General features: G+C 43.7%; 24 protein-coding genes and 2 pseudogenes. 23 read left to right on the forward strand and 3 right to left on the reverse strand.

What is annotated here, in order from left to right; translation table 11 throughout:
* Positions 1-928: tRNA dihydrouridine(20/20a) synthase DusA (dusA, locus tag PSI14_RS14310; RefSeq protein ID WP_273576523.1), on the forward strand; the 928-nt coding region annotated here is incomplete at its 5' end.
* A 91-nt stretch (positions 929-1,019) separates the two neighbouring features.
* Here the strand turns inward: dusA and PSI14_RS14315 are convergent.
* Positions 1,020-2,003 carry a quinone oxidoreductase gene (locus tag PSI14_RS14315; RefSeq protein WP_273576524.1) on the reverse strand — a complete coding sequence of 328 codons (984 nt, stop codon included), beginning with the start codon at positions 2,001-2,003 and terminating at the stop codon, positions 1,020-1,022.
* Between the two features lie 267 nt (positions 2,004-2,270).
* Here PSI14_RS14315 and PSI14_RS14320 point away from each other — a divergent pair, with 267 nt between their 5' ends.
* Positions 2,271-3,488, forward strand: a complete 1,218-nt coding sequence (locus PSI14_RS14320; protein ID WP_273576525.1) for a tyrosine-type recombinase/integrase — start codon at positions 2,271-2,273, stop codon at positions 3,486-3,488.
* A gap of 128 nt (positions 3,489-3,616) precedes the next feature.
* Positions 3,617-3,895, forward strand: a complete 279-nt coding sequence (locus PSI14_RS14325) for a helix-turn-helix transcriptional regulator (protein ID WP_209028133.1) — start codon at positions 3,617-3,619, stop codon at positions 3,893-3,895.
* A gap of 171 nt (positions 3,896-4,066) precedes the next feature.
* Here PSI14_RS14325 and PSI14_RS14330 read toward each other — a convergent pair whose 3' ends face one another.
* Positions 4,067-4,252, reverse strand: coding sequence for a YlcI/YnfO family protein (locus PSI14_RS14330; RefSeq protein WP_038205529.1), 186 nt, complete (start codon positions 4,250-4,252; stop codon positions 4,067-4,069).
* Between the two features lie 168 nt (positions 4,253-4,420).
* Between PSI14_RS14330 and PSI14_RS14335 the strand changes: the two genes are divergently transcribed.
* The 14 genes and pseudogenes from PSI14_RS14335 (at position 4,421) to PSI14_RS14400 (ending at position 16,374) form a co-directional block, all read left to right on the forward strand.
* A complete protein-coding gene (locus tag PSI14_RS14335) occupies positions 4,421-4,546 on the forward strand; it encodes a hypothetical protein (protein WP_262070620.1) in 126 nt (41 codons plus the stop codon).
* Positions 4,539-4,946: a hypothetical protein gene (locus PSI14_RS14340; protein WP_273576526.1), complete on the forward strand. Its 408-nt coding sequence runs from the start codon at positions 4,539-4,541 to the stop codon at positions 4,944-4,946. The genes PSI14_RS14335 and PSI14_RS14340 overlap by 8 nt, the downstream gene beginning before the upstream one ends.
* 2 nt (positions 4,947-4,948) lie before the next feature.
* A complete protein-coding gene (locus PSI14_RS14345) occupies positions 4,949-7,363 on the forward strand; it encodes a primase-like DNA-binding domain-containing protein (protein WP_273576527.1) in 2,415 nt (804 codons plus the stop codon).
* Positions 7,364-7,849: 486 nt separating this feature from the next.
* The gene (locus tag PSI14_RS14350; RefSeq protein WP_273576528.1) at positions 7,850-8,593 is read left to right on the forward strand and encodes an Hcp family type VI secretion system effector; all 744 of its coding nucleotides are present in this window, start codon (positions 7,850-7,852) and stop codon (positions 8,591-8,593) included.
* 4 nt (positions 8,594-8,597) lie between these two features.
* Positions 8,598-9,773: a hypothetical protein gene (locus PSI14_RS14355; protein WP_273576529.1), complete on the forward strand. Its 1,176-nt coding sequence runs from the start codon at positions 8,598-8,600 to the stop codon at positions 9,771-9,773.
* A 1-nt stretch (position 9,774) separates the two neighbouring features.
* Positions 9,775-10,173, forward strand: a complete 399-nt coding sequence (locus PSI14_RS14360; protein ID WP_273576530.1) for a hypothetical protein — start codon at positions 9,775-9,777, stop codon at positions 10,171-10,173.
* Positions 10,174-10,294: 121 nt separating this feature from the next.
* Positions 10,295-11,449 carry a phage major capsid protein gene (locus PSI14_RS14365; RefSeq protein ID WP_273576531.1) on the forward strand — a complete coding sequence of 385 codons (1,155 nt, stop codon included), beginning with the start codon at positions 10,295-10,297 and terminating at the stop codon, positions 11,447-11,449.
* Between the two features lie 44 nt (positions 11,450-11,493).
* Positions 11,494-12,042 (forward strand): HK97 family phage prohead protease, encoded by a 549-nt coding sequence (locus PSI14_RS14370; protein ID WP_273576532.1) that lies wholly within the window; start codon positions 11,494-11,496, stop codon positions 12,040-12,042.
* Positions 12,043-12,179: 137 nt separating this feature from the next.
* A pseudogene (locus PSI14_RS14375) lies at positions 12,180-13,188 on the forward strand (phage portal protein).
* Positions 13,185-13,520: a phage head closure protein gene (locus PSI14_RS14380; RefSeq protein WP_074024798.1), complete on the forward strand. Its 336-nt coding sequence runs from the start codon at positions 13,185-13,187 to the stop codon at positions 13,518-13,520. The pseudogene PSI14_RS14375 and the gene PSI14_RS14380 overlap by 4 nt, the downstream one beginning before the upstream one ends.
* Positions 13,517-13,819, forward strand: a complete 303-nt coding sequence (locus tag PSI14_RS14385) for a head-tail connector protein (RefSeq protein ID WP_273576533.1) — start codon at positions 13,517-13,519, stop codon at positions 13,817-13,819. Before PSI14_RS14380 ends, PSI14_RS14385 begins: the two co-directional genes overlap by 4 nt.
* Positions 13,819-14,244 (forward strand): annotated as a pseudogene (locus PSI14_RS14390) (HNH endonuclease signature motif containing protein). The gene PSI14_RS14385 and the pseudogene PSI14_RS14390 overlap by 1 nt, the downstream one beginning before the upstream one ends.
* A gap of 118 nt (positions 14,245-14,362) precedes the next feature.
* On the forward strand, positions 14,363-14,716 hold the full coding sequence (locus tag PSI14_RS14395) for a phage terminase small subunit P27 family (RefSeq protein ID WP_086954051.1): 354 nt from the start codon (positions 14,363-14,365) through the stop codon (positions 14,714-14,716).
* Complete coding sequence (locus tag PSI14_RS14400; RefSeq protein WP_273576534.1) at positions 14,713-16,374, forward strand: terminase large subunit; 1,662 nt, start codon at positions 14,713-14,715, stop codon at positions 16,372-16,374. Before PSI14_RS14395 ends, PSI14_RS14400 begins: the two co-directional genes overlap by 4 nt.
* 233 nt (positions 16,375-16,607) lie before the next feature.
* Here PSI14_RS14400 and PSI14_RS14405 read toward each other — a convergent pair whose 3' ends face one another.
* Positions 16,608-17,522, reverse strand: coding sequence for a restriction endonuclease (locus PSI14_RS14405; protein ID WP_273576535.1), 915 nt, complete (start codon positions 17,520-17,522; stop codon positions 16,608-16,610).
* A gap of 525 nt (positions 17,523-18,047) precedes the next feature.
* Here PSI14_RS14405 and PSI14_RS14410 point away from each other — a divergent pair.
* From PSI14_RS14410 to PSI14_RS14435, 6 genes are all read left to right on the forward strand, one after another.
* Positions 18,048-18,305 (forward strand): helix-turn-helix domain-containing protein, encoded by a 258-nt coding sequence (locus PSI14_RS14410; protein ID WP_069318057.1) that lies wholly within the window; start codon positions 18,048-18,050, stop codon positions 18,303-18,305.
* A gap of 426 nt (positions 18,306-18,731) precedes the next feature.
* Positions 18,732-20,141, forward strand: coding sequence for a replicative DNA helicase (gene dnaB / locus PSI14_RS14415; protein WP_273576536.1), 1,410 nt, complete (start codon positions 18,732-18,734; stop codon positions 20,139-20,141).
* Positions 20,142-20,243: 102 nt separating this feature from the next.
* On the forward strand, positions 20,244-21,323 hold the full coding sequence (gene alr, locus PSI14_RS14420) for an alanine racemase (RefSeq protein ID WP_273576537.1): 1,080 nt from the start codon (positions 20,244-20,246) through the stop codon (positions 21,321-21,323).
* A 64-nt stretch (positions 21,324-21,387) separates the two neighbouring features.
* A complete protein-coding gene (locus tag PSI14_RS14425; RefSeq protein WP_273576538.1) occupies positions 21,388-22,581 on the forward strand; it encodes an amino acid aminotransferase in 1,194 nt (397 codons plus the stop codon).
* 230 nt (positions 22,582-22,811) lie between these two features.
* On the forward strand, positions 22,812-23,564 hold the full coding sequence (locus PSI14_RS14430) for an RNA ligase family protein (protein WP_273576539.1): 753 nt from the start codon (positions 22,812-22,814) through the stop codon (positions 23,562-23,564).
* The gene (locus PSI14_RS14435) at positions 23,561-24,688 is read left to right on the forward strand and encodes an AAA family ATPase (RefSeq protein ID WP_273576540.1); all 1,128 of its coding nucleotides are present in this window, start codon (positions 23,561-23,563) and stop codon (positions 24,686-24,688) included. Before PSI14_RS14430 ends, PSI14_RS14435 begins: the two co-directional genes overlap by 4 nt.
* Positions 24,689-24,783 lie beyond the last annotated feature (95 nt).

Below are 24,783 nucleotides of genomic sequence, written 5' to 3' on the forward strand. Positions count from 1 at the left end.
TGACCGTCATTGCCGTTACTTTCATCGCTTATTAAGTAAAGAAGCGTTGCTTTATACGGAAATGGTCACAACGGGCGCGATTATTCATGGCAAAGGGGATTATCTGGCTTATAACGAGCAAGAGCATCCATTGGCATTGCAATTAGGTGGCAGTGATCCTGAAGCCTTGGCGCAGTGTGCCAAAATCGCGCAGGAGCGGGGTTACGATGAAATCAATTTGAATGTTGGTTGCCCTTCTGATCGTGTGCAAAACGGTCGCTTTGGTGCTTGTCTGATGGGAGAAGCGATGCTGGTAGCCGACTGTGTTAAGGCGATGCAGGATGTAGTAGATATTCCTGTTACTGTCAAAACCCGTATCGGCATTGATGAACAGGATAGCTATGAGTTTCTGTGTGATTTCATTGATACCGTCGTGAAAAACAGCGATTGCGATAATTTTGTTATCCATGCGCGTAAAGCGTGGCTGTCTGGTTTAAGCCCAAAAGAAAACCGCGAAATTCCACCTTTGGATTACCCGCGAGTTTATCAATTGAAAAAAGATTTCCCACAATTGACGTTCTCCATTAATGGCGGAATTAAATCACTGGAAGAAGCGAAGCAGCATTTGCAGTATGTTGATGGCGTGATGATTGGGCGAGAGGCTTATCAAAACCCATCCATTCTGGCACATGTGGATCGTGAATTGTTTGATCAAACAATTTCAGTGACCAATACGGTTGATACGGTTAAAGCGCTTTATCCTTATATCGAACAGGAATTGTCTAAAGGCACTTATTTAGGGCATATCACTCGCCATATTTTGGGGATTTTTCAGGGCATTCCCGGCGCACGTCAGTGGCGTCGTCATTTAAGTGAAAATGCCCATAAACAGGGCGCTGGCATTATGGTTGTTGAAAAAGCACTGGAAATGGTAACAGAGCGGATTTAATCCGCTCTGAAATTAGAAACTATAGGATCAATAAGAACTATAGGATCAATAAGAACTATAGAATCAATAAGAGCTATGGGATCAATAAGAACTATGGGATCAATAAGCTGGAACCGTGGGTTGCACGGCTTTCCAGTGTCCTGTGTGCTCTTATTGCTTCGCTCAATGGGAACTTCTGGCTTTCTGGAATGTCCACATTGATTTTGCCGCTGGCAATAAAATCAAAGAGTACTTTGCTGGCTTCATTCAATTCATCACGGGTAGTGATATAACCAGACAGAGAAGGCCGGGTGAGAAACAGCGAGCCTTTCTGGTTGAGGAGTCCTAAATTTACTCCTGTTACAGGCCCGGAAGCATTACCAAAGCTGACCATCAGCCCTCTGGGTTTCAGGCAATCGAGAGAATCCAACCATGTCGCTTGACCGACAGAATCGTAAACCACATCCACTTTTTTACCATCAGTGATGTCCAAAAGACGTTCCACGATATTATCGCGATTATAATTGATGGTCTGCCATGCTCCTGCTGCTTTGGCAAGGTCGGCTTTTTCATCTGAGCCCACTGTCCCAATCAATTTTGCTCCCAATGCCTTTGCCCATTGGCAAGCAATCAAACCAACACCCCCCGCTGCTGCATGAAATAGGAAGGTTTCCCCTGCTTGAATCTTGTGGGTTTGATAGAAAAGATAATAAACAGTCAGACCTTTCAAGAATGATGCGGCGGCTTGTTCGAATGATATGGCATCTGGCAATAGGGCTAATTTGTTTTCTTGTACATTATGTACTTCACTGTAAGCACCAGAAGCGGATAGGGCATAAACCACACGATCGCCGACCTTAATGGACGTTACATTTGCCCCAACTTTAGTGACGATACCTGCCGCTTCTGTTCCCAGCCCACTAGGTAGATTAGCTGGCGGATATAACCCGCTACGTATGTAGGTATCAATATAATTAATACCGATAGCTTTATTCTCAACTTGTACTTCATCAGCTGTAGGATCAGCAGGCGTAAATTCACAATATCGGAGTACTTCTGGGCCGCCAGTGGCGGAAAATTCTATATGTTTTGCCATGGTAACTCTCTCATCATGTTAGAAGTGTTGGAAACAGCCTCGCACGTTTACATTGCAATTGTTGCAAACTGCGTTAATGTGTCCGAAATCATTACAGACTATATATATTTACTTTGTGTTCTGAAGTTTGTCCATAATTATTATTTTCATATAAATATCAAGTAATTAATTAATCATTAAACTGTATGTTGTTACAGTGTTTATTGACGTTTTCTCACCTTTGCAGCACACTATGTATAAACAATTGTATAAATACCTTTAGCGATCATGGCTGCCGAACTAAACAAGCTCAGTGATAAAAAACTTAGAACCCTGCACGGAAAAGAAAGGGGCAATATTGAATTTTTTGCCGATGGTGCGGGGTTGAGCGCCAAAGCATCTAAAGCTGGTGGAATTAGTTGGGTTTTTACGTACCGACTTGATGGAAAAAAGTTAAACCGCCTTACCATTGGGCGCTATCCTGATGTGCCTCTGAAGCAGGCTAGAGAAACGCGGGATAAATGTCGTAGTTGGTTAGCATCTGGTAAAGATCCAAAGCTGCAATTTAACTTAGTGATGCAGGAATCATTAAAACCAGTCACTGTGAAAGACGCTATTGAATATTGGATAGAACACTACGGCAGAGAAAATCGAGTCAATATTGATACCCTTATTCTGCAATTAGAAAAACATATTTATCCTTATATTGGTGAAATGGCATTGTCTGATTGCGAAACAATATATTGGCTGCAATGCTTTGATAGAATGAAAAAGAAAGCTCCGGTGGCTGCTGGTTCTGTATTTCAATTGTGCAAGCAAACTCTAAAATTTTGCCGGGTAAGAAGGTATGCAGTCAGCCATGTATTGGATGATTTAACTATTCAGGATGTTGGAAAAAAACAAAATAAAGGCCAGCGATATTTAGACGATCATGAACTTGGTCAATTATGGGACTCCATAAATACAGGTATTTACCTACCTTATTATAATAATTTATTGAAAATTTTGGTTGTATTTGGTTGTCGGACAAGGGAGATCAGGTTATCTAAATGTTCAGAATGGAATTTGAATTCTATGTTATGGACCGTCCCAAAAGAAAATAGCAAGACAGGTGAGAAAATCATTCGTCCAATACCAGAATATATGAAGCCATTTTTAATGGATATTATTCACCAAAACCATAAAAGCGGTTATCTCTTAGGGGAAATTAAAAAACTTGAAGCAGTCGCACAATATGGCAGAAAAATATGGAAAAAATTAGAGCATGACGAGGAATGGTCTTTGCATGATTTAAGGCGAACGTTTGCAACTAAATTAAATGATATAGGCATCGCACCTCATGTCGTTGAGCAACTGTTAGGCCATGCACTGCCGGGCATTATGGCGATATACAACAAGAGCCAATATTTACCAGAGAAGCTGGACGCTTTAAACAAGTGGTGTCAGCGACTGGATGTATTGGCGGGTAATTATGAGAATGTGGTTATATTAAAAGCAGCTCAATAATGGGAAGTAATGAGTTGTGAGAATGACCATTGTGATATACACGTAACAAATGTGGCTTTCTTTTGTAATAATTTCTGTTAAGTAAAATACCCTCACAAAAACAATTAAACAGTGAGGGTAACATAATCATGCAATACAGTACTCCTACACCAGAAGAACGCCGCTCTATCCTTTCCGAATATGGTGAACCTTATGATCGTCTTATACGTGAAAAAGAACGCCAGCATATCACCTCTATTTCCAGAACGTCAGCATGGAAGCTGGAAAATGAAGGCCGCTTCCCTGCCCGTAAGCCATTAGGCCGCAATTCCTGTGCTTGGTTGCTTAGTGATCTGCTGCATTGGGTGCGTAATCCGCCAACAGTAGAGAACGTGAATAACCCATATAGCCGTAAACCTACTAACTAAAAAATAATGCAATGAAAAATTAACTGCCTTAATTGGCAGCGGTCAAATTCACCCTAAAAGCAGCTTAATTTCGGGAATAGTTGGTGTGATGATAGATATTTGCTATAGAAATTCTTTGCTATTAAATAACCATCAATTTGAGAGACAACCCTCTTTAAGAGGGTTAATTGATTATTCTTGCTCAGATGATGCTTTGGATTTGCGCTGGCGGCGTTTAATTTCACCTGTCATAGCCGAAATTATGAATTGTGCGGTACTTTCACCCTCTTCTTTAAGTTTTTCCATTGAGTCAACAAGTTCATGCGGTACACGTGCTTCTAATTTTTTTGACTTTGCATTTATTGCTTTCGTTGCCATATCTGTATCCATTAGTAGTTGGTGGCTGACAGTATACACAAAAAATTTTCGTGAAAAAGGATTGACGTGGCTGACACCTTGAGTCATTCAAGGAACAAAAACAGCGACGCCCCGAAGTGCGGTAACACTATCGAGGCGTCTAACCACAACATTATCGGAGCTAATGCTATGGCTGACATACAGTCTAACCAAACTCGCCTAAAATTTACATTCCTAATTGCATCCGGCACTCAGCGGCTGGCTGGTATGTCCTCACTGATCTTCGTATCACGTCAGGAGACACACCATGAGTAATAAACCTATCTCATTAAAACAGGCGCTATATCGCGCAAGTCTGGGTGTTTCACTCTTCACATTTATTACCAAAAAAGCTAAAGATGAATGCGAAATCAACTTAAATAATCTGATTGCACTGGCGGGCGATATTCATCAGGAGGTTCACCGAGCTTTGTTGAAACATTCGCCACAGCCTCTTGTGAATAAATTATTAAATTGCATTGTGTATAGGAAATCCGACCGATTAGATCAGGCCGCGTTTCGGGCGGGTTTATGCATCTCTTTATATGAGATCATTCTTGAACAGTCTAGCCAGCACTGTTCCGAAGAATTACATGATTTGCTTTCACTGGCCTGTGATATCAATCAGGAAGTTTACTATTCGCTTTATGCGGCTGTTAATGGCGGGGACGAGTGATCATGAGTCAGGGAAATAATATTCAAAAAAGCCGTCCGTTAGATGTTATTCGTGCAGTGAAGCAATCCGCCGCCAATCACTGGCAACTTTTGTTACCCGCCTGCGGTATTGACGTTCCGTTAAAGGGTAAGCATGGTGCTTGTCCGATATGCGGCGGCACTGATCGCTTTCATTTTATCGATGATAACCATAACGGTGATTGGCACTGCCGCCAGTGTGATGATCCCAATCACGGTGACGGGCTGGATTTAGTGGCAAGAACTAAGGGGATCGCCATCTTTTCCGCCGCTAAGTTGGTAGCTGATGTGTTAGCACTTCCCTTGACTGAACCTAAGCCAGCCAAAGAAAAGCCCAGAATGGCAAAACCGATTGCAGAGCGCATCACTGCACTGGTCGCAACCTCTGTTACGGGTGAATCCCAATATTTGGCTAAAAAGGGGCTGCAATGCCCCAATCAACGATTGTTGAAAGATGGCTCTTTGTTACTGGTTACTCAGACACTGGACGGTACGATAACAGGCGCACAGACCATCAAGCCAAACGGTGAAAAACGCCTTGTTACAGGCACGCAGAAAAAAGGGAGTTTTATACCTGTATCCGAGATTGCCGGAACACCGGACACTTTCATCATCACCGAAGGTTATGCAACAGCATTAACTGTCAGCCAGTTACATAAGGGCGTGGTATTGGCTGCAATTGATGAAAGTAATTTACTCACGATTGCCGAACAGGTCAGAACCCAGTGGCTAGATGCGAAAATTATCCTTTCTGCTGATAACGATTGGCACGAACCGGAAGAACGGGACAAAAACGGCAGGTTAAAAAAGAACGTTGGCAAAATGGCAGCAGAAAAGGCCGCTATAGCGATTAACGGCTGGGTCACGCTACCGCCTACGGCATTGAAATCTGACTGGGACGATTATCGCCAGCATCACGGCATTGAGGCAGCAAAGCAGGCATTCAGCAACGGGTTATATCAGGTTGGAGAGAAAAAACTCATGGAAGCAGAAGCGGTGATTATCCACGAAACGAAGCCCAAAAAAGCCAATAACAATCTGGCACAAATGGCAGCCAGTCAGCGCGGGGCACTGTTGGTTGAGTATTACGGAAAAATCGCGGTCAACCCTGAAAGTGAAATGACCTATCGTTATAACAGAGCAACATGGGAAAGCGTGCCGGATAGCGAGCTGCGCTGCTCTATGGTGGCAATCTTCGACCAGCACGAAACCCCTTACAGCCCGAACGGCATTAATAACGCGATTAGTGCGATGAAATTACAAATTCCTGTTATTGGTGAGCAACGGCAGGATTTAATCGGGTTCAGTAATGGTGTGTATGATTTATCAGCACAACAATTTATCCCACACCAGCCAGAACACTGGCTAATGAACCATAACGGCATCGAATTCACTCCGCCTGCTATTGGTGAAAATTTGCCGGATCATGCTCCAGATTTTTATCGCTGGCTGTCTCATGCAGCGGGGAGCAATGAAAACAAGATGAACCGTATTAAAGCCGCCCTGTTTATGATCCTGGCAAACCGTTATGACTGGCAGTTATTTATTGAGGTGACAGGCGAAGGTGGTAGCGGGAAAAGTATTTTTACTTATATAGCGACCTTATTAGCGGGCGAACACAATACCGCTAGTGGCAATATGAGAGCGTTGGATGAAGCGCGAGGGCGTTATCAGTTTGTTGGGAAAAGCCTGATTACGTTGCCTGATCAGGTTAAATATGTTGGCGAGGGCGCAGGCATTAAGGCGATTACAGGCGGCGATCTGATTGAAGTTGACGGGAAATATGAAAAACAGTTCTCCACCATTATTAAAGCTGTGGTATTAGTCACCAATAACGAACCGATGAGCTTTACCGAACGTAATGGCGGTATTGCACGGCGGCGGGTGATATTCCCGTTTAACATTCCGGTCAAAGAGTCAGAGAAAGATCCATACTTGTCGGAGAAAATCAGCCGGGAACTGCCGGTCATTATCCGCCATTTATTAAACGAATTTGCCGACCAGAACAAAGCGAAAAAGTTGCTACAGGCACAGCGCGATTCTAACGAAGCGTTAACGGTGAAAAGCAATTCCGAGCCATTGTATCGTTTCTGCGGTTATCTGGTAACCGTCAATGAGTCCACTGGGATGAAGATGGGCACTAAGAACATCAGCCCACGCGCACCGAGAGTGTATTTATATCATGCTTATCTTTCTTTTATGGAAGCGCACGGCTTTGAACGCCCGCTCACACTGACCAAGTTCGGCGAATCTCTTCCCAAAATTATGCTGGAGTACAAAAAGGAGTATCGGAAAGTGCGAACCAAGAAAGGTTATTCTTATAATGTTGAGTTGTCGGAAGAAGCCGAAGAATGGTTGCCGTCTGTGCCTGAGTGCCGGGATTTTAAATCCCTTATATAAACCTTTTGGGCTTAAGTCTGCATTCCATACATCATTTTAAATATCTATCTGTATTTAAAAGAAAATAATAGATGTATAGTTATTTCTTAGCTATACATCAAATATACATTCTCTTCATTCGAGTCAAAAAGGGGTGAACAGAGGATACAGTGAATGAATATCATATTAATTACTGCAAACCCAGGTGTAGCAAGGCTTTGAGAAGAATGTGCAGAGGGTGCATAACTGAGAGGGTGAAAAAGATTTATAGGGGCTATCTCTGGCAGGTAAATAAAAGTCGGATGATAGGAGACAGTAAAATAAGGTATCAGCCTGATTTGGTATTACCAGAAATTTAAACGATGTAATATTCTGATTTTATTTAAGAACAGAGATTAATCACAAATTTACTGCTGAATTTTTCTTCATGCTAGAATAGATAAATATTCCTGCTGTATCCTGTTTCATTCATTCGATTTTATCGGAAGTCAGATCACAGGAGACAAGATGTCACACGTTATCTACTTATCACTAAAAGGCAAGAAACAGGGATTAATTTCAGCGGGATGTTCAACGCCCGAATCCATCGGAAACCGCTATCAGACAGGAAGGGAAGACGAAATACAGGTACTGAGTGTCAGCCATTCAGTGAGCCGCGACCAGAACGCGCATCATCACCCGGTCAGCTTTACCAAACCCATTGATAAGTCCTCACCACTGTTAGCAATGGCAATCGACGGAAACGAATTGCTGGAAGCACGCTTTATGCACTACCGGACAAGCCCGATGGGACAACTGGAATTCTTTTACGAAATTAAACTGACAGGCGCAACGATTGTCGATCTGTCCTACAATTATCCCCATTCCATCAATGACAACGGCGCAATCCCCCATGAAGTGGTGATGCTCGATTATAAATCTATCTCATGCCAGCATATTGCAGCGGGGACGTCGGGCTACAGCATTACACAATTAGCCGGGCGTGAAGAAGGCAGGCCGCTTTTGTCTGGGTTCTCGAATGTGAAGCCACTTAAGAAGCCGCTGGTTGAAGAAACTCCGGTAAAATCCGCTAAACATCATGCCCGCTATCGTTGTGTGGATGATGACGGCAATCTTTTAACCGAATGCAAGTATCGGGTTTGCCTGCCGGATGGACAGATAAAAGAAGGAAAGACGGATAAACAAGGTTATACCCAATGGCATCTTACGGATGACAAACAGAACCTGAGTTTTCATATTTTAAAGGATTAATACCATGCCAACTTATACTGTCTACACAAAAATAGAGTCAAATGTACCTGCTGAACACTTGCTGTACGATTTAATCATTTATCGTAAGGACGCAAAAGGAAACCATCATATATTGCTTGATATTTTTCAGGCACAATTACAGAGTAATTATGAAACTCAACAGCATGTCACTGAAGAAACAGACGATGATCTTTCCGTGACGTATATTATGCAAATCATGCTTTACCGCAAACATGGTTCAAATACGATTCAGGCATTACAAGCCCCTTTTAAAAAGATGTATACATTGGGAGAATTCGTAGCAGGTAAAGCCTGCTCAGATAAAAAACGAGAAAATGCCTGTTATTTTGAAAGTACGATTGAAACAAAACCTGTCAGCGAGGGTGATAATACCGTTGAATTAAAACTGACTATTCCTGAAAGGGCGTTTATTGCGAAAGAATATCCAATGGGTCACAAAGATGATCCATTTGAAAAAAGTAAATTTGAATCAGAACTCCAGAACAGGCTTTCTAAAAGAAGCGTTCCCGATCAGGGTGGTGCAAGTTTATGTGGTCCTGCGGCATTTTTTTATTGCTTACAAATGGATAGACCAGATATTTATGAACAAGCTGCTCGTGAGTTATGGGAACATGGCAGAACTAAAATTAGTCAATTGGAAATTGAACCGGGTGATGGTTGTCGTCATCCTAAAGGAACTTTTTATAACGAGTACGGTGCAAGAATATCTGGGTTAGACTGGTTGACATTAGCAAGTTTAAGAGATTCAGAAAATATCATTTTTAGCTATGATGAAGTTGATGATCAGGTTGCTGGTATTACAATGTGGGGAATGTTAACAGAATGGTTTGAAAAGGCTGGGTATGAAAAAATATTTAGTAATGTAGGATTATCTCATTGCAATATGAATGACTTAATGACTCTTAATGATTATGCATCGCAAGGATATAAAGTAGTTACATTGATATCTGACACTATGTTAGGAATGGGAAGAAATAATGGTGTTACATATAAAAGTCATTGGATTGTATGGAATGGAGTAGTGAAAGAAAATAAGCAACAAGTTGAACTTGAATTATTCTCATGGGGTAATGCATATCAACAAATAAAAAGAAATACTACAATGGATTCTTTTTTGAATCAATTATTTGGAGGATTGGTTTTTAAACCATTAAAATAAAATGAATAAACATTTAATGATAATGGCTGTTTTCTTTCTCACTGCCTGTGGTAGTTCCGTTTCATTTTCACCTAAAGAAAACGAACTACCTGATGCTAAAGTGGGTGAGTCGTATTATAGCACTATAAATATAGAGGGTGGACGTGTTATAGGGATGCTAACTGGTAATAGTGTAAAACCGGATAATTTAGGACTATATGCCCAACATTGTGAATTACCCAAAGAGGTGATAACAAAAAATACCATATCAAAAAAGGATAATAACTGTATCATAATAAGTGGTATTCCTGCCAAGGCAGGAACGGCAACAGTTAATATACATGGAGCTATCTATGGTAATATGTTTAAAAGCTCCGAGGAATTTAATAAAGTCTACACTATAAAAATAAATAGCCATTAGCAAAATGGCGATTTAAGTCGCCATTTTTGTATGCTATCCCAACATAATAAGAATCATTTATTATTATTTTTTATGATGTTAAAAAGTTATTTATTGAAAAATAACTATTCCGAAACACACCATGAAAAAACTACTCGAATTACGCCAGCAAAAAGCCGATTTAACCCATCAAATGCGCTCACTGCTCACCAAAGCCGAAGACGAGAAGCGCTCACTTAATCCCGAAGAAGCCAAACAGTTCGACGAATTACGCAATCAGTCTGATGCACTCAATACGGAAATTGCCCGTTATGAGGTTTTATCTGATGAAGAACGCAATCAGGCAAAGAACCAGCCAACCAGTAAAACACTCAATAATGACGAGCTACGCCACTATATTCTGACGGGCGAAGCCCGCTCCCTGTCTACAAGCGTTCCGGCAGACGGCGGCTATACCGTTATCCCTGAGCTGAACAAACAAATCATGCAGCAACTGGCTGATGAGTCGGTCATGCGCCGGATCTGCACGATTAAGACCACGCGCAGCAACGAGTATAAACAGTTGGTTTCAGTCGGTGGCGCAGCCGTTGCCCACGGGGAAGAAGGTAAGGCACGCAGTGAGACGGCAACACCGAAGATGGAAGAAGTCAGTATCAAGCTGTTTCCTATCTATGCCTATCCTAAGACTACCCAAGAAATCATCGATTTTAGCGATGTCGATATTCTGGGCTGGTTAACCTCAGAAATCGCTGACACCTTTGTTGATACCGAAGAAACCGATCTTGTGAGTGGTGACGGCAGCAAGAAAGCAAAAGGCTTCCTGTCGTATCCCCGTGATACTCAAGCCGACAAGATACGTGCGTTCGGTACACTGCAAAAGCTGGAAGCAACCAGCCTTGAAGCCGATAGCCTGATTGACCTGAAATTCCTGCTCAGGAACAAATACCGCAAGAACGCCGTTTGGGTGATGAACTCCACGACCGCCGCCAACGTGCAGAAGCTGAAAAATGGCAATGGGGATTACATCTGGCGCGAACGCCTGCAAGCAGGTGATCCTGATATGTTGCTGGGCTTGCCTGTCCATTATCTCGAATTTATGCCGGATAACATCATTGCTTTGGGTGACTTCAAGCGCGGTTACTTCATCGTTGACCATCAAACGGGCATCCGTACTCGTCCTGACAATATCACCGAACCGGGATTTTATAAGGTACACACTGATAAATATCTGGGCGGCGGGTTGGTGGATTCCAACGCAATCAAAGTGCTGGAAATCAAAGGCACTAAAGCGAATTAACGATAAAGGGGCATAAATCCCCTTTTCAGTCTTGGAGTCTATTGATGAAGAATGATTTTGAAATTCGTACCGCTTCGCTTTCTGCCAGTGATAAAAAGCTGACAGGCTACGTGATTAAGTGGAACAGCCGATCACAAGTTTTGTGGGATGAGTTTGTCGAGCAATTTGCCCCGAATGCGTTCAGTGCCAGTTTAACGGCAGGCGCAGATATTAGGGCACTTTATGAACATGATCACATGAACCTGTTAGGCCGTACTACGTCCGGTACATTGCAACTTAGCGAAGATGCCACCGGATTACGTTTCGAACTCACCCCGCCTGATACGCAACTAGGACGCGATGTGCTGACACTGGTTGAGCGGGGTGATATTGCCGGAATGAGTTTTGGATTCAGAGCAATAAAAGATCAATGGGATACAAGTCAAGAGCCGCATATCAGAACTGTCTTAGAAGCTGAATTACGGGAAATCACGATCACTAGCTTACCTGCTTATCCTGAAAGCGGCGTAGAGATTGCCAAACGTTCGCTAAATGCGGTGAAGGCCTGCAATGCGGATTTGTATCATTACTGGCTGCGACTGTCTGAGGTGTAATGATGTGGCCTTTTAAGCGAAATTCTCCAGAACGACGTAGCATGACGGTAGATGAATTTTTTTCTCTGGCAGGTATGACTAACACCAAATCCGGCGAGCATGTTTCACCCTCAACAGCCGAAGGTCTGCCCGCGGTGATGAATGCTGTCACGGTGATTAGTGAAGCCGTGGCGACCATGCCTTGTTACCTGTATCGGGTTCGGCACCAGAACGGCAAAGAGTCCCGCGAGTGGCTCAGTGATCACCCGGTTGATTACCTGCTCAATGAATGCCCGAATGACTGCCAGACCCCGTTTCAGTTTAAGCGGACGCTGATGCGTCATTGCTTACTGAATGGCAATGCGTATGCGGTCATAGTTTGGGGAAAAGATGGTCAGCCACAATCATTGCACCCTTACCCGCCTTCGGCTGTTGTTCCGCAACGGTTATCGGATCACCGATTCGCCTATACCGTCACCGAACCTTATAGCGGTAAGGTCAAAACCTACCTACAGGAAGAAATCTTACATTTGCGCTATGCCACCGAAGACGGTTTTCTTGGTCGCTCGCCTGTCACAATTTGCCGTGAAACGCTGGGTTTGGGGCTGGCACAACAGCGCCACGGGGTAAGCATTATGAAAGAAGGCATGATGGCGGCAGGCGTGATTAAAGCCGCTGATTGGCTGGATGGCATCAAAGGGAATAAGGCACTGGAAGCCCTTGAACGCTATAAAGGTGCTCGCAATGCAGGCAAAACGCCGTTTCACTATTGAAGATATCGCCCGGATGTTCAACGTTAGTCCTATCTTTCTGCAAGAATATTCGAACAGTACCTACAGCAACTTTAGTGAGGCTTCCCGTGCTTTTCTGACGATCACCATGCGCCCGTGGCTAGCCAATTTTGAGCAGCAAATCAAATCCGCCTTGCTGCTGAACTCACCAAAACGAGGCATTCGTTATCAGGTGGAATTTGATACTGCCGATCTGCTTCGCGCCAATCCGAAAGAACGTTTCCAGAGTTATGAGACGGCGATTAAATCCGGTGTGATGTGCCCGAATGAAGCCCGCGAACGGGAAGGATTATCGCCCCGTGCCGGTGGCGATGAATTCAGTCAGGCATGGAAACAAACAGTGGAAATCAAACAACAATCGGAGGCCAAAAAATGAGAGCAGGCAGATTACGGCATCGGATAACGATCCGAAAAAATGAAGCCAGTCGGGGTAAATTTGGTGAAGTACTCAATAACTGGGTGGATTTAGCCACGGTCTGGGCAGAAGTGAAAGCGATTAGCGGGCGGGAGCTGGTGGCATCCGGCGCCGTGTTCTCAGAAGCCACCGTGCGTATCTGGCTGCGTTATCGTGCTGATGTGACCACAGCGAACAGCATTACCTTTCACGGAGCGAACACGACGGGCACAGCTTTTAGCATTATGGCGGTCATCCCCGATGCGAAATACACCCGCCTAGAGTTGCTTTGCAAGGGAGGGATATTCCGATGAGCCAGATTGAAATTCCCTTGAACGAAATCAAACAACATTGCCGATTGGATGAGAGCGATACCCTTGATGATGCCTTACTCATGGGCTATGCCGCCGCTGCGCTTGAAGTCTGTCAGCAACATATCGGTAAGCGGTTTGGTGATGATCTGGCTTTTACCCCGGCGATTAAAGTGGGTTGCCTGCTGTATATCGGTTTGTTGTATGAGAATCGGGAAATGGCAACCGATGTTGAGCTGAAAGAAGTGCCTTTTACCATCAAATCACTGTGGTCTGTCTATCGTGATGTGGGGATCTACTGATGCCGTGGCAACCGTTAAGACGTTGTAGCTATCCGAGTTGTAAGTAACGGGTAAAGTCTGGTCGCTGTGAGGAACATCGGCGGGAACAGAACAGGCAGCGCGGTACACGTACCGAACGTGGTTACAGTAACCGATGGAGCAGATACAGATTGATGTATCTCAAAACGCATCCCTTATGTGTGCATTGCCTCAAGCTGAACTGCTACATGCCTGCAACCATTGTGGATCATATCATCCCGATAAAAGGTGAAGCGGATGTGCTGTTTTGGCCTGCATCTAATCATCAAGCGTTATGCCAGACCTGTCACAACCGTAAGACCGTCCAGACAGACCCCATCACCAAAGCCAAGCGCAAACAGGGAAGCTATCAGGAGCAGGAGGCAGAAGCGGCACGATTGGTTAACTTCGGGATAATAACAAACTGAAATAACGGGGTAGGGGTATCAAAAATGACAAACTCCCCTCTGAGCAGAACCGCCCCCTCCTTCAATTTTTACGTACGGCAATTTTTTTGAAAATAAATCACAAGGAACAGAGAACATTATGGCAAGAGCACCCAAACCACCTACTTATTTAAATGATATTGCCGCCAGTCAATGGAAGGCCAAAGGTAAAATCTTAAGCGAGCGGGAAGATTTGAACGCCGCCGACTGGAACAATTTAGAACTGTACTGCGTTAATTACTCTATTTACCGAAAAGCCGTGGCAGACCTTGATATCAGAGGCTTTAGCATTGTGAACAGTCAGGGCAGTGAAAGCCGTAATCCATCATTGAGCGCCAAAGCTGATGCGGAAAAAATCATGATAAAAATGTCTTCATTACTGGGTTTTGATCCGGTATCACGGCGGAAAAATCCGGTGGAAACGGAAGAAGAGGACGAGCTAGACCGACTATGAACGCATGGGAACAATACGCTTTTGATATCGAAAACGGCACAATTCCGGCCTGTAAGCGGGTAAAACAGGCGGTGAAACGTTATTTTAACGACCTTAATAACCCATTTTATCTATTTGATTCGGAGGTGGTAACGCAGTTTATTGCCTTTTCCCGTTACTGTCCGCACGTCAAAGGCCATTTGCGGGGCAAACCGATTATTCTGGAGCCGTGGCAGCAATTCGCCTTTGCTAATCTGTTCGGTTTCAAAGTCAAAGCAACCGGACGGCGGAAATATCGCAGTGCTTACATTCAAGTGCCACGCAAAAATGCCAAATCCACCGTTGCTGCGATACTGGCAAACTGGTTTCTGGTGATGGAGAACGGGCAGCAGGATATCTACACCGCCGCTGTGAGCCGTGATCAGGCGCGTATTATATTCGATGATGCCCGCCAGATGTGCCTGTTATCAAAGCCGCTGAAAAAACGGGTGACTATCCAGCAACACAAAGTGAATTACCCGAAGAGTAACAGCCTGTTAAAACCACTGGCAGCCAAAGCTGCCACGATTGAGGGTACAAACCCTTCTCTTGCTATTGTCGATGAATACCATTTACACCCTGATAACGCTGTGTACTCTGCCCTTGAGCTGGGAATGGGCGCACGTCCCGAAGGTATTTTGTTTGCCATCACCATGGCAGGCAGTAACGTAATCTCTGCCTGTAAACAGCATTATAATTATTGTTGCCAGATACTGGATGGCGAGGAGCAAAACGCATCATTGTTTGCCTTGATTTACGAGCTGGACGATGAGAACGAGATTGATGATAAATTACTCTGGATAAAGGCCAATCCTAACCTTGATATCTCAGTAGATAGCGCCGCACTGTATGACACTATCCAGAAAGCGCGGGGTATTCCCTCACAATGGACAGAAATGCTCACCAAACGCTTTAATATCTGGTGTCAGGGTGAAACGCCGTGGATGGGTGAAGGCGCATGGAAAGACTGCCAGTCAGACTATGACGAAAACGACCTCAAAGGCTTAGAGTGTTACGCCGGGTTAGATTTATCCTCCACGGGCGATATCACCAGTATCTGCTACACGTTCCCCGTGGATAACGAACTGTTATTACTGACCCGCCATTACTTGCCCGAAGCCCAGCTACAGAATCCGGCCAATAAGAACCGGGCAGTGTATCGCCAGTGGGCACAAATGGGCTGGATACGCACTACGACAGGCGATTGCATTGATTATGACCGTATCCGTGATGATATTCTCAAAGACAGCCAGCACTTTGATATCAAACTGATCGGTTTTGACACGTGGAACGCCACCCACTTAAGAACTCAGCTACAGGGAGCAGGCTTGGATGTTGAGCCATTCCCGCAAACCTATATGCGATTTAGTCCCGTTGCCAAATCAACCGAGGTGTTTGTTAACCGCAAGGTCATTCGTCACAATGGCGATCCGGTTCTCTCATGGGCAATGTCCAATGTGGTGATAGAGACCGACGCTAACGCCAATATCAAACCGAACAAGAAGAAATCGGCGAACAAAATCGACCCTGCAATAGCGTTCCTGATGAGTTTTGGTACATGGCAGAGTGAGTATGATGATTTTGCGTTTAGCTTGAGTGAAGAACAGCAGCAGCGACTGGATAACTTTGACGGGATTTAGATAACTAATTGATTTTTTAATGCCTGTGCAGTATGGGAATTGATGAAATCAAATGCTCAGAAGGTTAGATATCACATTGGGATGAGTCGCTACTTTATCTGACCGTATTCTGTAGAAAAGAGCGACTAAATCTGACAGTCAGCGCTATGAGCGAGAAGCGGATTTCTCCCGGATAATCTCCTCCGCTCAGGAGAACGAATTAGCGATTTAGGTTACATTGTTTACCACACTCACTAACCATGAAACTTATTGGTTGGCAAATACGCTTCACCTGTTTGTGAGGCGTGCCGCCTTACTCTTGAAATTATTTCTCCGAAACTCATAGCACCTGACAAAAATAAATAAAGATGACTAGCATCCATTATTATTAAAGTCGTTTTACTTCCTGATGCCTCAGATATTGCCACACTACTGTAGCCGCTGATAGATACCATTATCCCCATTGTATTATCAGCCATTTTATTAACTTTTGCTTTAAGCGAATCAATTTCTTGGGCTCCAGACTGGTCTTTGGTAAACTTTAACTCTACGAGATAGGTAGTACCTTCATAAGTTAAAGAACCATCTATTTGTCTACCATCGGTTTTATATGGCTTTCTGTTTTGTATCTCACAAAAGTTAAGTAACTGATAAAACCATTCTTCAAACTCGTAACCACCTTCTTGCGTGCCAACTCTTGAATGCATAACGTCTAATAGTTGTTGAAGTTTTCTCTTGTCCATTAGAGAACGTTGAATAAGCTCTCTTTCAATACGAGCTCGCTCCTTGATCTCTGAGCGTTCCTTCTTACTCTGAGCTTCTTCATCTTGTTGTTTTAAATATACTTTAAGTTCTTGCGCTGCTTTTTGAGCATCTTGTATTTTTTGTGTCGAGTCTTCCCAGTTTCTAAGATCTGGAAAAGAGGACTGTTCTGACAAACTGCGTGCCATTAGAGAGATAACAGCTTTTCCCTTATCTGTGGTTTGCAACTTTTCGAAAAGACGATCAAGAAGGTCACGCTTAGACTCATCATCTGGCCACGCTGAAACAAAACTATTGGAAATATTTGATGCCAAGAGAAATTTTCGAAGAGCATTTCTCCTCCAGTAAGACTTGAGCACAGCCTCATAAGTTAGCTCAATCAGGCGGGGGGTGATTTGTGTAGCCAAAACAGAACCTTCCTCTCTACGTTTGTATTTTGCGCACCATAAAATGTGAGCAGTGGCTTTACATTATGATTTGGCTGAATATTATGCCAGTACTTTATTAAAATATCTGAGAATGAAACAGCAATAATAGAGAAGAGTTTTGATATTTTCCAATGTCCGCTTCTGGCACTGAGCTGACTGTCATATTTGCTTGAATCCAGAGTAGCAAGAGTGTCAGCTTGCATGAGCTGTTTAATAGAATATAACGCAAAAAGGTAAGCTGTTTTTACTGGTTCGCTTATTGAGTCCGATAAACCAATCAGTTAAAGTAGCCCCGCCATTGGCAACATCCAGTGGTCAGGGTTTCGCAGCCTTGTAAACATACCCCACTGGTAGGAAATTTCTACCAGTGTGTCTGCTATCGCCTATTCAATGGCGGTTCTGATAGGGGAGGTTTCGGCCTCGCCGGATGGGTATGTTCCGGTACTGCGAACCCTGTCTGAATCGCCACCATCAATTATTAATTAATGGAAAGGGGTAGCAGGAATGAATAACGTTAGAAATGACTGGCATCAAGCTGATATCATCGCTGCATTACGTAAGCGTGGTACAACCTTAGCGGCTGTTTCTCGTGAATCTGGCCTCAGTTCATCTACACTGGCAAATACTCTCAGCAGACCGTGGCCGAAAGGCGAATGGATTATTGCTAACTATCTCGAAATACATCCCTCAGAAATCTGGCCTAGTCGCTATTTTGATTCGTATGGTGAATTGATTGAACGCAAGGTTCGGGATAAATCATAAAAATAATCAGTTCCATTTGAAAATCATCGGGAAGATAGCCATAACGGGGGTATCTTCTCACTGATAGGGACATTCTTTCCTGTGACCTCAATAGTTCCCGACGAAGTGTGTTGCAACCTCTCACAAGGTCAGAACGCTTAGTTTATTGACCTGGCTTTATTGATCACAAATTCACTTTCATTCTTTCTTTCCTTTCACTTTGTTTTTATCTTATGCTTTGTTTATAGATTTGTTCAGTGTTCTATGTATAAACAATTATATAAATAAACAAGAATAAACTCGTTGAAAAATGAGGTTTATTTATTCAATATCAATCGGTTGTGTTTTAATTGCGAGTATATACTATATATAATTATTCAAGGTTGTTCTCATGGCGTATACTGATGCGCTATTTCGTTTTTTGTTTAGTGAATTGATGCGGTATACATGGCTGGAAAAAAACCAACTAACAACAGTATGGCTGAACCAAAAGATCGCCAAATGGAAGGGCTGAAACTTCCACCACACTCTTTGGAAGCAGAGCAATCCGTGTTAGGCGGTTTGATGCTGGATAATGAACGTTGGGATAATGTATCCGAGCGGGTTACCGGCAATGACTTTTTCAGCCGACCACACAGGCGTATTTTCTCTGAAATGCAGCGTTTGCTTGAAAGAGGCAAACCTATCGACCTGATTACATTATCTGAATCTCTTGAACAGAATGGTGATCTCGATAATGTTGGCGGGTTCGCCTATCTTGCCGAATTGTCAAAAAATACTCCAAGTGCAGCGAATATCAATGCTTATGCCGATATCGTCCGCGAGCGTGCGGTAGTACGCGATATGATCGCAGTAGCAAATGAAATTGCAGATGCAGGTTACGATCCACAAGGCCGGACCAGCGAAGAACTCTTGGACTTGGCAGAATCACGCGTATTCCAGATCGCAGAAAATCGGGCGAATAAAGATGAAGGCCCGAAAGGTATAGAGCAGATCCTGGAAGAAACCGTTGAGCGAATTGAGCTGCTCTATCAGCGCCCACATGATGGCGTAACGGGGGTTTCGACGGGCTACCAAGATTTGGATAAGAAGACCGCTGGCTTACAAAAATCAGATTTAATTATCGTGGCAGCGCGTCCTTCAATGGGTAAAACCACCTTTGCAATGAACCTGTGTGAAAACGCAGCGATGATGCAGGATAAGCCTGTTCTGATTTTCAGCCTTGAGATGCCCGGCAATCAGATCATGATGCGTATTCTGGCATCCCTATCCCGCGTAGATCAAACACGTATTCGTACCGGTCAGCTTGATGATGAGGATTGGGCGCGAATCTCCAGCACCATGGGGATTTTGCTGGAAAAACGCAATATGTATATTGATGATTCATCCGGTTTGACGCCAACAGAAGTGCGTTCCCGTGCGCGACGGGTTTTCCGCGAGCATGGCGGACTCAGCTTGATTATGATCGATTACCTGCAATTGATGCGGGTGCCTTCTTTATCTGACAACCGAACACTGGAAATTGCGGAAATCTCCCGCTCACTGAAAGCATTGGCAAAAGAGCTTCAAGTGCCGGTTGTCGCACTCTCCCAGCTAAACCGTAGTCTGGAACAGCGAGCCGATAAGCGACCAGTTAACTCCGACCTGCGTGAATCAGGCTCTATCGAACAGGATGCTGACTTGATCATGTTTATTTATCGTGACGAGGTTTATCACGATAACAGTGAACTAAAAGGCGTGGCTGAAATTATCCTTGGTAAACAGCGTAACGGCCCTATCGGTACAGTAAGGTTGACGTTTAATGGTCAATGGTCACGATTCGATAATTACGCTGGGCCAAATTATAGCGACGAATAAATCTAAGCACCTATCGCTTATGTTCAAATGACTGAATAATCAACATCGAAGGTAGGCTGTTATTTATCAAACCTGACCGAAAAATTATAAAAAGGGGATGAAATGAAAGCGGCAACTGCTGTTATCGACCGCCGCGCTCTGCGACACAATTTGCAACAGGTGAGAGTACAAGCTCCTGACAGTAAACTGATTGCAGTTGTGAAAGCAAACGCCTATGGACATGGTTTATTAGAAACTGCGTACACAATGGAAGACGCTGATTGTTTCGGTGTCGCTCGAATTGGGGAAGCGCTTGCCCTGCGTAGTGGTGGAATTGACAAACCCATCTTACTGTTGGAAGGTTTTTTTGAAGCGGCTGATCTGCCTATTTTAGTCATCAACCATATTGAAACTGTGGTGCATTGCATTGAGCAGCTTGAAGCACTGGAACAGGCGGATTTGTCCTACCCGATTAAAGTATGGATGAAACTGGACACAGGTATGCATCGCTTAGGTGTCAGGGTCGATGAAGCAGAAGAATTTTATCAACGCCTGAGCCGCTGCCATAATGTTGAACAACCCGTTAATATCATCAGCCATTTTAGCCGTGCAGATGAGCCTACGGTTGAAACGACGCAACAACAAATTGATTGCTTTATGGCATTTATTGCGGATAAAGCCGGAGAAAAATCTATCGCTGCCTCCGGGGGGATTTTATTGTGGTCACAAGCGCATCTGGACTGGGTGCGTCCCGGCATTATGATGTACGGTGCTTCACCAACGATAGATAAAACGGCTACTGACTTCAATTTAGTCCCTGCGATGACACTAAAATCCAGCTTAATCGCAGTACGTAAGCATAAAGCAGGGGAGTCGGTAGGATATGGCGGCACGTGGCGCAGCGACCGTGATACCTGCCTTGGCGTTGTGGCGATGGGGTACGGTGATGGCTATCCCCGTAGTGCACCAGTCGGTACACCTGTATTTATCAATGGCCGGGAAGTGCCGCTTGTTGGTCGCGTATCTATGGATATGATTACTGTGGATCTGGGGCCTGCATGTCAGGATAAAGTTGGGGATGACGTTACACTTTGGGGGAATGTTCTGCCAGTGGAAAGAATTGCAGAGCATTCGGGGATCAGCGCTTACGAGCTGATTACGAAGCTGACCTCACGTGTTGCAATGGAATATCTAGACGAATAATCCGGTAAGTTATATTGTTTGCTATTGTATCTTTTATAAACTCACTAGCAGGGAGTATAACGTAGTGTTCCAGAATGTTGATGCGTATGCGGGTGATCCTATTCTGTCGTTGATGGAAGTATTTAAAAACGACCCCCGTGCAGAAAAAATTAATCTGAGCATCGGGCTATATTACGATGAGCAGGGTATAACACCAAAATTGCAGGCTGTTGCGGCTGCCGAAGAACAAATGCGCGCTTTGCCACAGTCTGCTTCCCTTTACCTCCCAATGGAAGGGTTGTTTGCCTATCGCGTAGCAATTCAGGAATTGCTGTTCGGCAAAGATCATCCATTGCTAAACCAGAAGCGTATTGCAACCATTCAAACATTGGGTGGCTCAGGTGCACTAAAAATAGGAGCCGATTTCTTACGCCGTTATTTTCCAGATTCTGAAGTATGGTGCAGTGATCCAACTTGGGAAAACCATGCTGCCATTTTTGCCGGAGCTGGCGTCAAGGTGAACTATTACCCTTATTTTGATGACAAAACCAAAGGGGTGAAATTTGACGAAATGCTGGCAACATTCAAACAACTGCCTACAAAAAGTATCATTTTAATGCATCCTTGCTGCCATAACCCAACAGGCTCAGATCTCACCAATGATCAATGGGATCAGGTGGTTCAAGTTGCCCAAGAGCGGGAATTGCTGCCTTTCCTTGATATCGCTTATCAGGGTTTTGCCGATGGCATGGAAGAAGATGCTTATGCGATCCGAGCAATGGCAAATGCGGGGTTGCCTTGTCTGGTCAGTAATTCATTCTCGAAAATTTTCTCACTGTATGGTGAGCGAGTTGGTGGGGTATCAGTTATCTGCGACGATACAAAAGTGGCTGAACATGTTTTAGGGCAATTGAAAGCGGGAGTGCGCCGTATTTACTCCAGCCCCCCAAATTTTGGGGCGCAGGTTGTTGCCAGAGTATTGAGTAATACCGAGTTAAAAAACCAATGGCTGGAGGAAGTAGAACGGATGCGCTTGCGTATTCTGGAAATGCGGACAGTATTGGTAAATGCATTAAAAAAAGCCTTGCCGGAGAAAAACTTTGACCACTTACTGAAACAGCGCGGCATGTTCAGCTATACCGGATTCAGCCAGAAACAAGTTGATAGATTACGTGAAGAGTTCGGTGTTTATTTGGTTGGTTCTGGTCGCGTTTGCATGGCTGGAGTGAATCACCATAACGTACAGCGTATTGCAGAGGCATTTTCGGCGGTGAGTTAGTGATTTTATATCACTGGTAGAATTTCAAGTTGCGGCTAATAAAGCTGCAACTACTAAATCCCAATCGAATATTTAACTTAATCCTTCTTTATGAAAGGATTAAATAAATGGAAATAAAGAAAATGTAATACCAACTCTTGAGCTCTTTCATCGGTCATTCAGATGAACATTAGTCTGTAAAGGTGCGATTGCGCTTTTATTGGGATAATTATCAAAAGAGTCAAAGCATTATGGATATGCAATCAAGAAAGTATGGAAGAACGTTCCATTATCCGTTCTCGCCAGGCACGACCAGTGATGATCGTATTAATCCTCATTGGTGGCACGATATGAAAAAAATTAAGCAGCTTATTCATACCGAAAAATTGGACGGTGAAAATAACTGTTTGAATCGCTATGGTGTATTCGCCCGTTCACATGCAGCACCAACCCAATCAGCATGGACACAACAAATTCGTCAGCGTTGGCAATTGCTCAAAGACGATTTAGGCGATATCGAGATCTTTGGCGAAAATCTTTATGCCATTCATTCCATCGAATATCGTCATATTGAAGAATATTTCTTTGTATTTGCGGTGCGCATTAAAGATTGCTGGCTCAGTTGGGAAGAAGTCAAATTTTATGCCGCATTATTCGATTTTCCGACAGTGCCTGAAATCAATATTCCTGAAACATCGAATGAATCTGCATTTATGCAAAATATTATTGAAACGGCAAGGCAGGGAAGTTGTTTTTCTTCTTGGGATACACAAATTAAGCAAGAGTGTTCTATGGAAGGCATTGTTAGCCGAGATGCAGGGGAATATGTGATAACTGATTTTGCACATCGTGTTTTTAAATATGTACGAAAAAATCATGTTAAAACGGATATGCATTGGAAACGTCATTGGCAAAGAGCACCTCTATATTTCGAACATCTTTCTGGTTCAAATAAAAGTATTTTTGGTTCAAATAAAAATAAGGCAAAAGGAGAAAGAGAATGAGTTGGGTATTCAGCCACCATAAGTCATGGGATTATTTATCCTCAACCTTCTCTTTTATCGCTGATATGAATGGTGTTCAGCAAGATCCCATTCATCATGCCGAAGGCGATGTCGCAATCCATACTCAAATGGTATTGGCGGCATTGGAGCAATTGCCCGAATATTCATTATTGGCCCCGGAAGAACAGGAAATTCTTTGGACAGCGGCATTATTGCATGATGTAGAGAAGCGTAGTACGACGCGGATAAATTGGGATGGACGCATTATTTCTCCGGGACACGCCCGTAAAGGAGAATTAACGGCCAGAAAAATTCTGTTTCAGCAAATACCCACACCCTTTGCAATCCGGGAACAGATCGCCGCACTTGTGCGTTTCCATGGATTACCATTGTGGTTAATGGAAAAGCCCAGTCCACAAAAGGCATTATTGGCGGCATCATTGCGTGTTGATACTTATTTGCTGGCTCTACTGGCAAAAGCAGATGTATTAGGGCGCACATGTCATGACGCACAGGAATTACTGGAACGTATTGAGCTGTTTGAGCTTTACTGTCGTGAACAGGGTTGCTGGCGGGAATCACGGGTATTCTCATCCAGTGAGGCTCGTTTCCATTACTTTTTTACGGATAGTGAGCAGCCAGATTACCAGCCTTATGATAACTATGGCAGTCAGGTAATCTTGTTGTGTGGATTGCCGGGGATGGGTAAAGACCATTTTATCCAACTATATGGTGAAGGAATGCCTGTGATTAGTCTGGATGCGATTCGTCGTGAACATCAAATTAGCCCAGAAGATAAAAATGCCAATGGTTGGGTTGTACAGCAAGCAAAGCATCAAGCCAAAGATAGATTGCGCAGCAGGCAAAATTTCATTTGGAATGCCACTAACCTGACAGGACAGATACGCCAGCAACTCATCAAATTATTTGTGAGTTATGATGCCAAAATTAGGATTGTTTACATTGAACAAGGCCATAAGCGCTGGCGTCAACAAAACAGCAATCGTCAATATGCTGTACCGGATAAAGTGATGGATCGGATGCTTGGTAAGCTGGAAGTTCCGACACCAGAAGAGGCACATGAAGTTTGCTATTTCATTGATTCGGAGCTTTTGAATCGATAATCACAGAATATATTTCTGGTAATTTCGCTGAAAAGATCTTATTGGAAAAGCTAGAATTTAGAAAAGATAGAAGTTAAAAAGATAGAAGTTAGAAA

This window comes from Xenorhabdus anantnagensis, from assembly GCF_028598555.1.
GTDB classification, from domain to species: domain Bacteria; phylum Pseudomonadota; class Gammaproteobacteria; order Enterobacterales; family Enterobacteriaceae; genus Xenorhabdus; species Xenorhabdus anantnagensis.

What these genes read in the sequence shown, in the direction of transcription:
- PSI14_RS14315 (WP_273576524.1), bottom strand. Translation starts at nt 2,003, where the DNA reads ATGGCAAAACATATAGAATTTTCCGCCACTGGCGGCCCAGAAGTACTC.
- PSI14_RS14320 (WP_273576525.1), top strand. Translation starts at nt 2,271, where the DNA reads ATGGCTGCCGAACTAAACAAGCTCAGTGATAAAAAACTTAGAACCCTG.
- PSI14_RS14325 (WP_209028133.1), top strand. Translation starts at nt 3,617, where the DNA reads ATGCAATACAGTACTCCTACACCAGAAGAACGCCGCTCTATCCTTTCC.
- PSI14_RS14330 (WP_038205529.1), bottom strand. Translation starts at nt 4,252, where the DNA reads ATGGCAACGAAAGCAATAAATGCAAAGTCAAAAAAATTAGAAGCACGT.
- PSI14_RS14335 (WP_262070620.1), top strand. Translation starts at nt 4,421, where the DNA reads ATGGCTGACATACAGTCTAACCAAACTCGCCTAAAATTTACATTCCTA.
- PSI14_RS14340 (WP_273576526.1), top strand. Translation starts at nt 4,539, where the DNA reads ATGAGTAATAAACCTATCTCATTAAAACAGGCGCTATATCGCGCAAGT.
- PSI14_RS14345 (WP_273576527.1), top strand. Translation starts at nt 4,949, where the DNA reads ATGAGTCAGGGAAATAATATTCAAAAAAGCCGTCCGTTAGATGTTATT.
- PSI14_RS14350 (WP_273576528.1), top strand. Translation starts at nt 7,850, where the DNA reads ATGTCACACGTTATCTACTTATCACTAAAAGGCAAGAAACAGGGATTA.
- PSI14_RS14355 (WP_273576529.1), top strand. Translation starts at nt 8,598, where the DNA reads ATGCCAACTTATACTGTCTACACAAAAATAGAGTCAAATGTACCTGCT.
- PSI14_RS14360 (WP_273576530.1), top strand. Translation starts at nt 9,775, where the DNA reads ATGAATAAACATTTAATGATAATGGCTGTTTTCTTTCTCACTGCCTGT.
- PSI14_RS14365 (WP_273576531.1), top strand. Translation starts at nt 10,295, where the DNA reads ATGAAAAAACTACTCGAATTACGCCAGCAAAAAGCCGATTTAACCCAT.
- PSI14_RS14370 (WP_273576532.1), top strand. Translation starts at nt 11,494, where the DNA reads ATGAAGAATGATTTTGAAATTCGTACCGCTTCGCTTTCTGCCAGTGAT.
- PSI14_RS14380 (WP_074024798.1), top strand. Translation starts at nt 13,185, where the DNA reads ATGAGAGCAGGCAGATTACGGCATCGGATAACGATCCGAAAAAATGAA.
- PSI14_RS14385 (WP_273576533.1), top strand. Translation starts at nt 13,517, where the DNA reads ATGAGCCAGATTGAAATTCCCTTGAACGAAATCAAACAACATTGCCGA.
- PSI14_RS14395 (WP_086954051.1), top strand. Translation starts at nt 14,363, where the DNA reads ATGGCAAGAGCACCCAAACCACCTACTTATTTAAATGATATTGCCGCC.
- PSI14_RS14400 (WP_273576534.1), top strand. Translation starts at nt 14,713, where the DNA reads ATGAACGCATGGGAACAATACGCTTTTGATATCGAAAACGGCACAATT.
- PSI14_RS14410 (WP_069318057.1), top strand. Translation starts at nt 18,048, where the DNA reads ATGAATAACGTTAGAAATGACTGGCATCAAGCTGATATCATCGCTGCA.
- dnaB (WP_273576536.1), top strand. Translation starts at nt 18,732, where the DNA reads ATGGCTGGAAAAAAACCAACTAACAACAGTATGGCTGAACCAAAAGAT.
- alr (WP_273576537.1), top strand. Translation starts at nt 20,244, where the DNA reads ATGAAAGCGGCAACTGCTGTTATCGACCGCCGCGCTCTGCGACACAAT.
- PSI14_RS14430 (WP_273576539.1), top strand. Translation starts at nt 22,812, where the DNA reads ATGGATATGCAATCAAGAAAGTATGGAAGAACGTTCCATTATCCGTTC.
- PSI14_RS14435 (WP_273576540.1), top strand. Translation starts at nt 23,561, where the DNA reads ATGAGTTGGGTATTCAGCCACCATAAGTCATGGGATTATTTATCCTCA.